Origin of the sequence: Streptomyces sp. Ru72 (assembly GCF_002920635.1) — a bacterium.
Classification (GTDB): Bacteria; Actinomycetota; Actinomycetes; order Streptomycetales; family Streptomycetaceae; genus Streptomyces.
Map to the genome: position 1 here is coordinate 22441 of NZ_PQSR01000081.1, position 12873 is coordinate 35313.

General features: G+C 72.6%; 12 protein-coding genes. 11 read left to right on the plus strand and 1 reads right to left on the minus strand.

The features are described from left to right. The first annotated feature begins 116 nt into the window (after nucleotides 1-116). From C3488_RS29060 to C3488_RS29070, 3 genes are all read left to right on the plus strand, one after another. Nucleotides 117-746, plus strand: a complete 630-nt coding sequence (locus tag C3488_RS29060) for a DUF3043 domain-containing protein (protein WP_181139239.1) — start codon at nucleotides 117-119, stop codon at nucleotides 744-746. Between the two features lie 83 nt (nucleotides 747-829). Further along, nucleotides 830-1531: a bifunctional 2-polyprenyl-6-hydroxyphenol methylase/3-demethylubiquinol 3-O-methyltransferase UbiG gene (locus C3488_RS29065; protein WP_103843869.1), complete on the plus strand. Its 702-nt coding sequence runs from the start codon at nucleotides 830-832 to the stop codon at nucleotides 1529-1531. Between the two features lie 100 nt (nucleotides 1532-1631). Continuing rightward, a complete protein-coding gene (locus tag C3488_RS29070) occupies nucleotides 1632-2705 on the plus strand; it encodes a S1C family serine protease (RefSeq protein WP_103843870.1) in 1074 nt (357 codons plus the stop codon). A 78-nt stretch (nucleotides 2706-2783) separates the two neighbouring features. On the opposite strand, the gene C3488_RS29075 is transcribed toward C3488_RS29070, so the two are convergent. After that, the gene (locus C3488_RS29075; RefSeq protein ID WP_103843879.1) at nucleotides 2784-2993 is read right to left on the minus strand and encodes a hypothetical protein; all 210 of its coding nucleotides are present in this window, start codon (nucleotides 2991-2993) and stop codon (nucleotides 2784-2786) included. 112 nt (nucleotides 2994-3105) lie between these two features. Between C3488_RS29075 and C3488_RS29080 the strand changes: the two genes are divergently transcribed. The 8 genes from C3488_RS29080 to C3488_RS29115 all read left to right on the plus strand — a co-directional run. Beyond that, nucleotides 3106-4305, plus strand: coding sequence for a bifunctional adenosylcobinamide kinase/adenosylcobinamide-phosphate guanylyltransferase (locus C3488_RS29080; RefSeq protein ID WP_103843871.1), 1200 nt, complete (start codon nucleotides 3106-3108; stop codon nucleotides 4303-4305). 82 nt (nucleotides 4306-4387) lie between these two features. Beyond that, nucleotides 4388-5455: a nicotinate-nucleotide--dimethylbenzimidazole phosphoribosyltransferase gene (cobT, locus tag C3488_RS29085; protein WP_103843872.1), complete on the plus strand. Its 1068-nt coding sequence runs from the start codon at nucleotides 4388-4390 to the stop codon at nucleotides 5453-5455. A 73-nt stretch (nucleotides 5456-5528) separates the two neighbouring features. Further along, nucleotides 5529-7301: a phosphatidylglycerol lysyltransferase domain-containing protein gene (locus tag C3488_RS29090; protein ID WP_103843873.1), complete on the plus strand. Its 1773-nt coding sequence runs from the start codon at nucleotides 5529-5531 to the stop codon at nucleotides 7299-7301. A gap of 100 nt (nucleotides 7302-7401) precedes the next feature. Continuing rightward, complete coding sequence (locus C3488_RS40795; protein ID WP_181139240.1) at nucleotides 7402-8085, plus strand: hypothetical protein; 684 nt, start codon at nucleotides 7402-7404, stop codon at nucleotides 8083-8085. A gap of 40 nt (nucleotides 8086-8125) precedes the next feature. Next, on the plus strand, nucleotides 8126-8908 hold the full coding sequence (locus tag C3488_RS29100; RefSeq protein ID WP_103843880.1) for an adenosylcobinamide-GDP ribazoletransferase: 783 nt from the start codon (nucleotides 8126-8128) through the stop codon (nucleotides 8906-8908). A gap of 254 nt (nucleotides 8909-9162) precedes the next feature. Beyond that, a complete protein-coding gene (locus tag C3488_RS29105; protein WP_103843874.1) occupies nucleotides 9163-10692 on the plus strand; it encodes a leucyl aminopeptidase in 1530 nt (509 codons plus the stop codon). A 303-nt stretch (nucleotides 10693-10995) separates the two neighbouring features. Then, entirely contained in the window at nucleotides 10996-12384 is a 1389-nt protein-coding gene (gene lpdA / locus C3488_RS29110; RefSeq protein ID WP_103843875.1) for a dihydrolipoyl dehydrogenase, read from the plus strand. A gap of 59 nt (nucleotides 12385-12443) precedes the next feature. Continuing rightward, nucleotides 12444-12873 (plus strand): biotin/lipoyl-containing protein (locus tag C3488_RS29115; RefSeq protein ID WP_308460698.1); only part of this gene is annotated, 430 nt, incomplete at its 3' end.

Below are 12873 nucleotides of genomic sequence, written 5' to 3' on the forward strand. Positions count from 1 at the left end.
GCCGGGATTCCCTCAGCCACCCTGTGGAAGAACGTCGGCGGTCTTCCTTTTACGGCCGCTCTGTCCCCCTGGAGACGAGCGGTGTTGCCGGATCGTTCCCCACGGGGCTGGGGTCCATGCGGGGGCACCCCGTACCCTTGGGTTTTGTGTTCCGTAGCCGTGCCAAGGAAGAGAAGGCCCCGAACGCCGACAAGGCGCCGGTGACCGACTCCAAGCAGCCCCGTGACCCGCAGGCCCCGAAGGGCAGGCCCACGCCCAAGCGCAGTGAGGCCCAGTCCCAGCGGCGCAGCGTCGCCAACACGTCGATGACGCGCAAGGACGCCGCCAACCGGCAGCGCGAGGAGCGCCGCGCCGCGTTGGAGCGGCAGCGCCAGGCGCTGGCCGGCGGCGACGAGCGGTATCTGCCGGCCAGGGACAAGGGCCCGGTCCGCAAGTTCGCGCGCGACCACGTCGACTCCCGGCTCAACGTCGCGGAGTTCTTCCTGCCCATGGCCGTGGTCATCCTCGTGCTCAGCGTGGTGCGGGTGGGTGCGCTGCAGTCGATCGCGCTGCTGCTGTGGCTCGTGGTGATCGTCGCGATCGTGATCGACTCGATCATCTCCGCGTTCAAGCTGCGCAAGCGGCTCAGCGAGCGCTTCCCCGGCCAGAACCGGCGGGGCGCGGTGGCCTACGCACTGATGCGCTCCCTCCAGATGCGTCGGCTTCGGCTGCCGAAGCCTCAGGTCAAGCGCGGAGAGCGGCCCTGAGCACGACGTCTTTCTCGGGGGGTGCGGCGGACGCCTGGCTGAGCAAGCTGGGCGGGCTGCGTGATGTCGTACGCCAGGAGCTGGTGGCCCGGCAGCTGGACGAGCAGATAGCCGGGCGGTTCCCGGTCGGGCAGCGGCTGCGAGTGCTCGACGTGGGCATGGGCCAGGGGACGCAGGCGCTGCGCCTGGCCCGGGCGGGGCACCAGGTGACCGGGCTCGAGCGCGACGAGAAGATGATCGCCGTCGCCCGTGAGGCCCTGTCCGGTGAGCCGGAGGGCATCCGGGAGCGGATGCGGATCATCGAGGGCGACGGCCGCGACACGGGCGTGCACTTCCTGCCGGGCAGCTTCGACGTGGTGCTGTGCCACGGGGTGCTGATGTACGTCGAGGAGCCGGACGCCCTGCTGGCGGGGATGGCCCGCATGCTGGCGCCCGGTGGGCTGCTCTCCCTGCTGGTGCGCAACGGGGACGCGCTGGCGATGCGGCCGGGCCTGGCCGGCGACTGGGCGGGCGCGCTGGCCGCGTTCGGCACCGTGTCCTACACCAACCGGCTCGGCCTCGAGGTGCGCGCGGACCGGCTGGAGGCGTTGACCGCCACGCTGGCGGGGATCGGCGCACCGCTGCACGCCTGGTACGGGGTGCGCATCTTCACCGACACGGCGGCGGACGACGCGGCGGTTCCCGCCGACGTCGAGACACTGCTGGCGGTGGAGGAGCGGGCCGGACGGACGGACCCGTACCGCGGGGTCGCGGCGTTGCTCCATCTGTGCGGCGTCCGCGGCTGAGGAATTCTTGCATAGCGCAAGGCCCCTCGGAGCCGCCCGGCCGATCCCGTTCGGGTGAGTACCGGGGGCAGGGCCGCCGGCCCTTGGTGACACTCGGGGCATGGACGCTTCCCGTACCCGCCGTGTCCCGTACCGGCTGTGCGCCACGCTCCTCGTCTGCTGTCCGGTCCTGCTCGGCGGCTGCACCGACGGCTCCGGCTCCCCGGCCCGGACGGAGGACACGGCGAGCGCACGGACGGCCCCGACCACGGCGGGGGACGACCTGCAGAGCGATTACCAGCGGGTCGTCAAGGACGTCCTGCCGTCCGTCGTGCAGATCCGGACGGGCAACGCCCTGGGGTCCGGCGTGGTCTACGACGGCAAGGGGCACATCGTCACCAACGCGCATGTGATCGGGCGCGACCGGGCGTTCGAGGTGACCACCGCCAACAGCGAGCAGCCCCTGACCGCCCGGCTGGTCTCCTCGTACCCGGAGCAGGACCTCGCCGTCATCCGGCTGGACAGGGTGCCGCGCGGCCTGAAGGCGGCCGCCTTCGGGGACTCGGCCAAGGTCGAGGTGGGGCAGATCGTGCTCGCCATGGGCTCACCGCTCGGGCTCGCGTCGAGCGTGACGCAGGGGATCGTGTCGGCGACCGGACGGACCGTCAGTGAGGGCGGCGACGGGGGTACGGGCGCCACCATCGGGAACATGGTGCAGACCTCGGCGGCGATCAACCCGGGCAACAGCGGGGGTGCGCTGGTCAACCTCGGCAGCCAGGTCATCGGCATCCCCACGCTCGCCGCGACCGACCCGGAGCTCGGGGGCGGCGCGGCGCCCGGCATCGGCTTCGCGATCCCGGCGTCCCTGGTGAAGACGGTCGCCGACCAGATCATCAGAACGGGACACGTCACCGAATCGGGACGCGCGGCCCTCGAGATCTCGGCCCGCACGGTGGTGAACGACAGCTACCAGCCGGCCGGGGTCGCGGTGGTCGACGTCAAGAGCGGCGGCGCGGCCGACAAGGCGGGGCTCAGGGCCGGCGACATCATCACCGGACTCGGTGACACGCGCATCACCACGGTGACGTCCCTCGCGGAGGCCCTCGCCGGTGACAAGCCGGGACAGCGGACGACGGTGACGTTCCTGCGGGACGGTCACCGCAAGACGGTGGACGTCACCCTGGGCGAGCAGTAGCGGAAGTGAGGGAACGGGCGAGGGCCGAGCGGCCCCCGCCCGGTGCCGGCGTGCCGGCTTGCCGGAAAACCCCGGGTCCTAGTCCTCGGCGTGCAGGCTCATGGGCCCGTAGATCTCCGTGCCGTCCTCGAACAGCCGCACCTGGTCGGCGCCTCCGGCGAGCAGTTCCTTCCAGTGCTCCCCGATCCAGGACTCGGCGTCCCCCTGAGTGGTGAACTCCTCGGGCGCGACCGCGGGCTGGACCTCCGTCCCGTCGGCCTTCTCGAACCGCCACGTCCATGCCACCATGTACGCCTCCACGATGTGAGCACCTGCAGAGCGGACCGGATCCTGGCCCGGCTCGTCGGGTCGAGCCTAGCCGGACGCGCAAGACGTGCGACGACCCGGGAAAATCGGGTCCGTGGAACTCACTCTGCTCGGTACCGGTGCCCCGCTCGGACTCCCCCGTCCCGACTGTCCCTGCGCCGCCTGCGCGCGGGCGCTCGGGCCCGCGGCGCGGGCGGCGACCTCCCTGCTCGTGGACGGGGCGCTGCTGCTCGACCTGACGCCGGGCGTGGCGTTCGCGGCCGCGCGTGCCGGGCAGTCGCTGGCGGGCGTGCGGCAGGTGCTGCTCACGCATCCGCACGACGGTCCCCCGGTGGAGATCCCGGCGGGCCTGCCGCAGCCCGTGCGGGTGCCGGACGGGCGGGAGTTGGCGCTGCTGACCGGGCACCGGGTGCGGGCGCTCGCGATGGACGCGCCGGGCACGGGGTACGCGGTGACCGGCCCGGACGGGATGCGGCTGCTGTATCTGCCGCCGGGCGCTGCGCCCGCGGGGCTCGTGGGGCCGGTGGAGCCGTACGACATGGTGGTCGCCGATGCGATGGGGCGGCCGGACGCGCTGGCGAGACTGCGGGCGGTGGGGGCGCTCGGGCCGACCACGGACGTCATCGCCGCCCATCTGGACCATGACGTCCCGCCGGGCGTTGAGCAGGCGCGGCGGCTCGCGGCGGCGGGGGCGCGGGCGGTGCCGGACGGCACGGTGCTGCCCGTCGGAGCCTATGAGGACGTACCGGACGTGCCGCGGCGCACCCTCGTGCTGGGCGGGGCGCGGTCGGGCAAGTCGGTGGAGGCGGAGCGGCGTCTGGAGGCCTTTCCCGACGTGCTGTACGTGGCTACGGGCGGGACGCGGGGCGGGGACTCGGAGTGGGCGGCGCGGGTGGCCGCGCACCGTGAGCGGCGGCCAGGCTCCTGGCGTACCGCCGAGACCTGCGACCTCGTACCTCTCCTGAAGGAGGACGGGCCGCCACTGCTGATCGACTGTCTGTCGCTGTGGCTGACGGACGCGATGGACGCGGTGAACGCGTGGGACGACGCCGAGTGGGCGACCGGCGGCGAACGGGCGCTGCGGGCCCGGGTGGGGGAACTGGCGGCGGCGGTGCGTGAGACCCGGCGGACGGTCGTCGCCGTCTCGAACGAGGTGGGCTCCGGCATCGTCCCGGCGACCGCGTCCGGCCGCCGCTACCGCGACGAACTCGGCCGTCTGAACACGGCGTTCGCGGCGGAGTGCGAGCACGTGCTGCTGGTGGTGGCCGGTCAGGCGCTGACGCTCCGCGGATGACGGCCGAAGGGACGGCCTTCACGGGACACCCTGACTGCGGGTGGCGCCCTGGCGTTCGATCTCTGCCGGTACTGTTCGGCGAATGAGCTCGCTTAATCTCGACGACTTCACCGATCTGATCGAGCGCCCCGACGGCGGGGTGCGCCGCGACGCGGAGGCGCGCCGGGAGCGTCAGATCGTGCCGCCCGGTGCACTGGGGCGCCTGGACGACCTGGGTGAGTGGCTGGCGGCGGCACAGTCCGCCGTGCCGGTGCGGCCGATCGAGCGGCCGCGTGCGGTGCTGTTCGCGGGTGACCACGGGGTCGCCTCGCTCGGCGTGTCGGCGCGGCCGGCGGGCGGCGCCGACCAGTTGGTCCGCGCGGTCCTGGAGGGCGCCAGCCCGGCGTCGATCCTGGCGCGGCAGATGGACGTGCCCGTACGGGTGGTGGACATGGCGCTGGACTGCGACCCCGAGGGGCTGCCGGAGGACGTCGTACGGCACCGGGTGCGGCGCGGCAGCGGGCGCATCGACCTCGAGGACGCGCTGACCCTCGAAGAGGCGGAGGCCGCGTTCCGGGCGGGGGTCGCGGTCGCGGACGAGGAGGCGGACGCCGGGACGGATCTGGTGGTCCTCGGCGATGTCAGCGTCGGCGGGACGACGCCGGCGGCGGTGCTGATCGCCGCGCTGTGCGGGACCGACGCCTCCGTGGTGACCGGGCGCGGGGGCCTGGCGATCGACGACCTGGCGTGGATGCGCAAGTGTGCGGCGATCCGGGACGCGCTGCGGCGGGCCCGGCCCGTGCTCGGTGACCAGTTGCAGCTGCTGGCGGCTGTGGGCGGTGCCGATCTGGCCGCGATGACCGGCTTCCTGCTGCAGTGCGCGGTGCGCAAGACGCCGGTGATCCTGGACGGGGTGGTGTCGGCGGCGTGCGCGCTGGTCGCGCAGCGGATCGCGTTCCGCGCGCCGGACTGGTGGCTGGCGGGCCAGAACAGCGGGGAGCCGGCGCAGGCCAAGGCTTTGGACCGGATGGCCCTGGAACCGCTGCTCGACCACGGTGTGACGGTGGGTGAGGGAGCCGGGGCCCTGCTGGCGCTGCCCCTGGTGCAGGCCGCCGCCGCGCTGGCGGCGGAGCTCCCGGAGATGCCCCAGGAGGCCGAGGGCAAGGACTGAACTGGTCGTTTTCTGCCTTGAACCGCTCCCCCACACGCCCCCAAGCGCCCCATATCATCGCCCTTCATGGGAGATGCCCGATTTAGCGTGGAACGGGAACGCTCGGTTCGGCCGGGGGCGGGGGCGGGCCTCCCGGCGGGCCGCCGCGTTCGCCGTCTGGTACCTGCGCGCCGTCACGTTCATCAACTTCCTCGCCGCCGTCTGGGTCTCCTTCGGGCAGGACGTGCGACGGCACAACCAGGAGAACCTGTTCACGCCGTACCTGCTGACCGCGGGCTTCGCCTCCGGCGTGTTCACGATGTTCCTCGCCGTCACGATGCGGCGCCGCAAGCGGGCCGCCTGGATCCTCAACCTGGCGCTCAGCGGCCCGTTCCTGCTGCTGTTCGCGTTCGCCATGACCTTCCCGGAGATCCGGCAGTACGCCCAGAACTGGATCTCCCTGGTCCTCACCGCGGCCTTCGCCGGCGCGCTCCTCGTCGGCCGGCGCGAGTTCTACGCCAAGGGCGACCGGTCCAACCCGCGGCTCGCCGCCGCCGTCGCCGCGGGCGGTCTGCTCATCTCCTCGCTGCTCGCGGCGCTTCTGGTCACCGTCACCAACACCGCGCGGGACGCCCACCGTTCGACCTTCCCGGAGCGCTGGCGCTACGGCACCCTGCGTCTGGTCTCGGTCACCGTCGACGACGCGCACTACCCGGGGATCGCCACCCCCAACTGGGTCAACGTCACCATCAACGTGTTCAGCACGCTGCTCGTCCTCGCCGTCCTGTACGCCGCCTTCCGCTCCCGGCGCGCCGTCGACCCGATCACCGAGGACGACGAGAAACGACTGCGGGCGCTGCTCGAGCGGCACGGCGAGCGCGACTCGCTCGGCTACTTCGCGCTGCGCCGGGAGAAGAGCGTCATCTGGTCGCCCACCGGCAAGGCGGCCGTCGCCTACCGCGTCCTCGGCGGCGTCTCGCTCGCCTCGGGCGACCCGCTCGGCGACCCGGAGGCCTGGCCCGGCGCCATCGAGCCCTGGCTCGCCGAGGCCCGCGCGCACGGCTGGATCCCGGCCGTGATGGGGGCGAGCGAGGAGGCCGGGACCGTCTACGCGCGGCACGGGCTGGACGCCCTGGAACTCGGCGACGAAGCCATCGTGGACGTCGGCGAGTTCACCCTCGAAGGGCGGGCCATGCGCACTGTCCGCCAGGCCTGCAACCGGGTCCGACGCGCCGGGTACACGGTTCGCATCCGGCGCCACGCGGACATCCCCGCCGGCGAGATGGCGTTCCTGCTGCAGAAGGCCGACGACTGGCGCGACGGGGCCACCGAACGGGGCTTCAGCATGGCGCTGGGCAGGCTCGGCGACCCGGAGGACGGGCAGTGCGTGATGCTGGAGTGCAGGGACGGCGAGGGGCGGCTGCGGGCGCTGCTGTCCTTCGTGCCGTGGGGACCGCACGGCCTGTCGCTGGACCTGATGCGGCGCGACCGGGACTCCGACAACGGCCTGATGGAGTTCATGGTCATCGAACTGCTGCGCCGCGCCCGGGAGATCGAGGTCACGCAGGTCTCGCTCAACTTCGCCATGTTCCGTTCCGTCTTCGAACGTGGTGCACGGCTCGGCGCCGGACCGGTGCTCAGGCTGTGGCGTTCGCTGCTCAGCTTCTTCTCGCGCTGGTGGCAGATCGAGTCGCTGTACCGGGCCAACGCGAAGTACCGGCCCATCTGGGAACCCAGGTTCCTGCTCTTCGAGAAGAGCGCGGACCTGCTGCGCATCGGCATCGCGTCGGCGCGGGCCGAAGGGTTTCTGGAGGCACCGGGACTGCCCAAGTGGCTGCACCGCAAGCACCTCCAGTCGCACAGGTGAGGAGCACGGGGGAGATGACGAGCACCGGGGAGCCGATGAGCGCCGGGCGGACGACGAGCGCCGGACAGATGAGGACCGCCGGGCAGATGAGGACCGCTGGATGAACGCCCTCACCCGTCTGATCCGCGCGGAGTGGGGACCGCCGTACGTCACCGTGCGTCAGGCACTCGTCCGGCGCACCTGGCGGGCGCTGCCGATGACGCTCGCGGCCGTGTGCCTCACGTCGGTCCTGCAGTTCGTGCAGAACCAGCCGTGGGGCTTTCAGTTCGTGCAGAACGTCGGGTCCGTACGGGCCGAGGAGCCGCTGTGGCTGGCGCTGCTGCACACCCCGCTCTCCCTCTTCGTACCGGCTCTCGACCTGCCGGTGTGGGGGGCGCTGCTGCAGGTGCTGTTCGTCTTCGGGATCGCCGAGATCTGCCTGGGCTGGTGGCGCACCCTCGTCATCGCCTACGCGGCCACGCTGGCCGGCACCCTGTACGCGCGCGTGGGCATCGGCCTGGGCGCGCGCCATCCGCTGGGGCTGCCCGCGACGGACGCGCAGGTCGTCGACACCGGGCCGTCGGCGGCGGTGATCGGGCTGGCCCTGTTCCTGTGCTGGCGGTACGGCGCGCGCGTCACGGGGAGCGTGGTGATCGCGGCGATGGTCGTGGAGCTGGTCGTGAAGAACAACCTCGCGGGCAAGGAGCACATCGCGGCGATCGGCGCGGTGGTGTTGGTGTGCGGGGTGTCGGAGCTGCGTCAACGGTCCCCGGCTGCCGCGTGGTTGCGTGATACCCGGGGGTGAGGGTCCGGGGCGTGCCGGCTCGGCCAGCTACGCTGCCGCCGTGTCCAGGATCCCGCCCGCGCATGGCCTCCGTTTCGCCTTCGGCACCCTCACCGTGCTTCCCGTCAAGGTCACCCGGTGGGACCGGGAAGCCGCGCGTGCCGGCATGTTGTGCGCCCCCCTCGCCGGAGTCGTCGTCGGGGGGCTCGCCGGGGCGGCCGGGGCGGTGCTGGATCTGCTGGGTGCGGGAGCCCTGCTCGCCGCCGTCGGTTCGGCTGCCGTGCCCGCCGTGCTCACCCGGGGGCTGCATCTGGACGGGCTGGCCGACACCGCCGACGGGCTCGGAAGCGGCAAGCCCGCCGGGGACGCGTTGCGGATCATGAAGCAGTCCGACATCGGGCCGTTCGGTGTGATCACACTGGTCCTCGTGCTGCTGGCGCAGGTGGCGGCCCTCGCGCAGGCGTACGGCCATTCCTTGGAGCGGGGGGTCCTCGCGGCGATCGTCTCCGCGACGGCGGCCCGGCTGGCGCTCACCCTGGCCGCGCGCGACGGCATACCGGCCGCCCGCCCCGAGGGGCTGGGGGCCGCGGTCGCGGGCGTGGTGCCGGCGGGCGGTGCGCTGGCGGTGGCCATCGCCGTCGCCGTGACCGCGGCGGCCGTGGGCGCGCTCCTCGGGACGTACGAGACGGCCCGTACGGCCCTCGCGGTCCTCGTCGCGGTCGCCGTCGCCGAACTCTTGCTGCGGCACTGCGTGCGCCGCTTCGGCGGGGTCACCGGTGACGTCTTCGGCGGGCTCGCCGAGACCGCCGCGACGGCGGCACTCGTCGTTCTGTCACTGGGCTGAACAGGGCCGACGCCACGCCTCAGGTCGTACCGGACGCTCCGCGAGGCGCACTTCGGGGAGTGCGCGACCGCCCCCGGTGGTGCTCGCCGACGCCGGGCACCACAGAAAGCGGCCACCGCGCGTAGGCTCGTGCCGGGTCTTTCCCTGCCCAGGTGAAAACCGGACACGGGGCAGGGCCTAGGGTCGGTTCCCGGGCCGGCCGACCCCATCCGTTCGGCCACCAGAAACTCAATCGGAAGCGAGATTTCACCACCGTGACTGCTCTCACTCTCAGCACCGCCGCCGCGGCCGGCCTGCGCGCCGACGCGATCGTGGTCGGTGTCGCGAAGGGCGCTGAGGGCCCGGTCGTCGCACCGGGCGCCGAGGCCGTGGACCAGGCGTACGACGGCAGGCTCGCCGCCATCCTGCAGACCCTGGGCGCCTCGGGTGCCGAGGGCGAGGTGACGAAGCTGCCCGCGCCCTCCGGCTTCAAGGCCCCCGTCGTGGTGGCGGTGGGCCTCGGTGCCGAGCCGGAGAAGGACGAGGCGTTCACCGCCGAGGCGCTCCGCCGCGCCGCCGGATCCGCGGCCCGTGCGCTGACCGGCTCCAAGAAGGCCGCCTTCGCGCTGCCGATCACGGACGCCGCCGACGCCGGCGTCATCGGCGAGGGTGCGCTGCTCGGCGCGTACTCCTTCGACACGTACAAGGAGAACGGCGGGAACGGTCGGAACGCCAAGAACGGCAAGGCCCCGCTCGCCGAGGTCGCCCTGCTCGGCGGCAAGCCCCGCGACAAGGCGTACAAGGCGGCCGTGGAGCGCGCCGTCGCCGTCACCGAGGAGCTGAACCGCGCCCGGGACCTGATCAACACCCCGCCGAACGACCTGAACCCGGCGGCCTTCGCGGCCCTCGCTCAGACCGCGGCCAAGGAGCACGGCATCAAGGTGCAGGTGCTCGACGAGAAGGCGCTGGCCAAGGGCGGCTACGGCGGCATCCTCGGCGTCGGCGCGGGCTCCGCCTCCCCCCCGCGGCTGGTGAAGCTGTCGTACACGCACTCCAAGGCGAGCAGGCACCTGGCCTTCGTCGGCAAGGGCATCACCTACGACTCGGGCGGCATCTCGCTGAAGCCGGCGGGCCACAACGAGACCATGAAGTGCGACATGTCCGGTGCGGCGGCGGTGTTCGCCGCGGTCGTGGCCGCCGCCCGCCTCGGCCTCGAGGTGAACGTCACCGGCTGGCTCGCCCTCGCCGAGAACATGCCGTCCGGTTCCGCCACCCGACCCGGTGACGTGCTGCGCATGTACAGCGGCAAGACGGTCGAGGTGCTCAACACGGACGCCGAGGGCCGGCTGGTCCTCGCGGACGCGCTGTGGGCGGCCTCGCAGGAGAACCCGGACGCGATCGTGGACGTCGCCACCCTCACCGGCGCGATGATGCTGGCGCTCGGCAGCCGCACCTTCGGGATCATGGCGAACGACGACGCGTTCCGCACCGCCGTCCACGAGGCGGCCGAGGAGGTCGGCGAGGACTCCTGGCCGATGCCGCTGCCGGAGCACCTGCGCAAGGGCATGGACTCCCCCACGGCCGACATCGCGAACATGGGCGAGCGGATGGGCGGCGGCCTGGTCGCCGGCCTGTTCCTGAGGGAGTTCGTCGGCGAGGGCATCACCTGGGCCCACCTCGACATCGCGGGACCGGCCTTCAACGAGCAGGCCCCGTTCGGCTACACCCCGAAGGGCGGCACGGGTTCGGCGGTGCGCACGCTGGTCCGGCTCGCGGAGCTGGCGGCCGCCGGCGACCTGGGCTGATCCCGGCACACGACGATGAGGGCGGCCCCGGACCCACGCGGTCGGGGGGCGCCCCTCGTCGTCGCACCGGGCGTTACGCCCTGGACGAAATCCGCACGGCCGACCGACGCCGCGACCTTGCGACGTGACGGATCAGACGTCTCACACACCGGCCCGGCGTCTCGGTGGCCGCCGACAAGTGCAAAGATGGGGTCTCGGCAGGACAGGGCCCCACCGAAGGGCCGAAGCATCAAGCGGCCGGACACCAGCCGCCTGCCGGTCACCGACGACCGGCGCACGGCGCACATGCATGGAGGACGTGACGTGGCGAACGACGCCAGCACCGTTTTCGACCTAGTGATCCTCGGCGGTGGTAGCGGTGGTTACGCCGCGGCCCTGCGCGGGGCGCAGCTGGGCCTGGACGTCGCCCTGATCGAGAAGGACAAGGTCGGCGGCACCTGCCTGCACCGAGGCTGCATCCCCACCAAGGCCCTGCTGCACGCGGGCGAGATCGCCGACCAGGCCCGCGAGAGCGAGCAGTTCGGTGTCAAGACCAGCTTCGAGGGCATCGACGTACCGGCCGTCCACAAGTACAAGGACGATGTCATCTCGGGCCTGTACAAGGGTCTGCAGGGACTGATCGCCTCCCGCAAGGTGACCTACATCGAGGGTGAGGGCTACCTGTCCTCCCCGACCTCCGTCGATGTCAACGGCCAGCGCATCCAGGGCCGCCACGTCCTGCTCGCGACCGGCTCCGTGCCGAAGTCGCTGCCCGGTCTGGAGATCGACGGCAACCGCATCATCTCCTCCGACCACGCCCTCGTCCTGGACCGCGTGCCGAAGTCCGCGATCATCCTGGGCGGCGGCGTCATCGGCGTCGAGTTCGCCTCCGCGTGGAAGTCCTTCGGCTCCGACGTCACGATCATCGAGGGCCTCAAGCACCTCGTCCCGGTCGAGGACGAGAACTCCTCCAAGCTTCTCGAGCGCGCGTTCCGCAAGCGCGGGATCAAGTTCAACCTCGGCACCTTCTTCCAGAAGGCCGAGTACACCCAGGACGGTGTGAAGGTCACCCTCGCCGACGGCAAGGAGTTCGAGGCCGAGGTCCTCCTCGTCGCCGTCGGCCGTGGCCCGGTCTCGCAGGGCCTCGGCTACGAGGAGGCCGGGGTCGCCATGGACCGCGGCTACGTCCTCGTCGACGAGTACATGCGCACCAACGTCCCGACCATCTCCGCCGTCGGCGACCTGGTCCCGACCCTCCAGCTGGCCCACGTCGGTTTCGCCGAGGGCATCCTGGTGGCGGAGCGTCTGGCGGGTCTGAAGACCGTTCCGATCGACTACGACGGTGTGCCGCGGGTGACGTACTGCCACCCGGAGGTCGCCTCCGTCGGCATCACCGAGGCCAAGGCCAAGGAGATCTACGGCGCGGACAAGGTCGTCGCCCTGAAGTACAACCTGGCGGGCAACGGCAGGAGCAAGATCCTCAAGACCGCGGGCGAGATCAAGCTCGTCCAGGTCAAGGACGGTGCCGTGGTCGGCGTCCACATGGTCGGCGACCGCATGGGCGAGCAGGTCGGCGAGGCCCAGCTGATCTACAACTGGGAGGCGCTGCCGGCCGAGGTGGCCCAGCTCATCCACGCCCACCCGACGCAGAACGAGGCGCTCGGCGAGGCCCACCTGGCCCTGGCCGGCAAGCCGCTGCACGCACACGACTGACCCTCGGTCGACGAACGCGACGACACAGACTTCCGCACTTGTAAGGAGCAACCGAAACCATGGCGGTTTCCGTAACCCTTCCGGCGCTCGGCGAGAGCGTCACCGAGGGCACTGTCACCCGCTGGCTGAAGGCCGAGGGTGAGCGCGTCGAGGCCGACGAGCCGCTGCTCGAGGTCTCGACCGACAAGGTCGACACCGAGATCCCGGCGCCGGCGTCCGGCGTGCTGTCCTCCATCAAGGTCGCCGAGGACGAGACGGTGGAGGTCGGCGCCGAGCTGGCCGTCATCGACGACGGCACCGGCGCCCCGGCCGCCGCCCCGGCCCCCGCCGCCGAGGCCGCTCCGGCCCCGGCCGCCGCCCCGGCCCCGACCCCCACGGCCGCGCCCGCCGCCCAGGCCCCGGCCGCCCCCTCCACCGAGCAGGCCGCTCCGGCCCCGGCCCCGACCGCCGAGGCGACCGCCGGTGCCGGCACCGCCGTGGGCACCGAGG

Excerpts from the sequence above, each read along its gene's own strand:
- C3488_RS29070 (WP_103843870.1), top strand. The coding sequence starts at position 1,632 with ATGGACGCTTCCCGTACCCGCCGTGTCCCGTACCGGCTGTGCGCCACG.
- C3488_RS29075 (WP_103843879.1), bottom strand. The coding sequence starts at position 2,993 with ATGGTGGCATGGACGTGGCGGTTCGAGAAGGCCGACGGGACGGAGGTC.
- C3488_RS29090 (WP_103843873.1), top strand. The coding sequence starts at position 5,529 with ATGCCCGATTTAGCGTGGAACGGGAACGCTCGGTTCGGCCGGGGGCGG.
- C3488_RS40795 (WP_181139240.1), top strand. The coding sequence starts at position 7,402 with ATGAACGCCCTCACCCGTCTGATCCGCGCGGAGTGGGGACCGCCGTAC.
- cobT (WP_103843872.1), top strand. The coding sequence starts at position 4,388 with ATGAGCTCGCTTAATCTCGACGACTTCACCGATCTGATCGAGCGCCCC.
- C3488_RS29060 (WP_181139239.1), top strand. The coding sequence starts at position 117 with ATGCGGGGGCACCCCGTACCCTTGGGTTTTGTGTTCCGTAGCCGTGCC.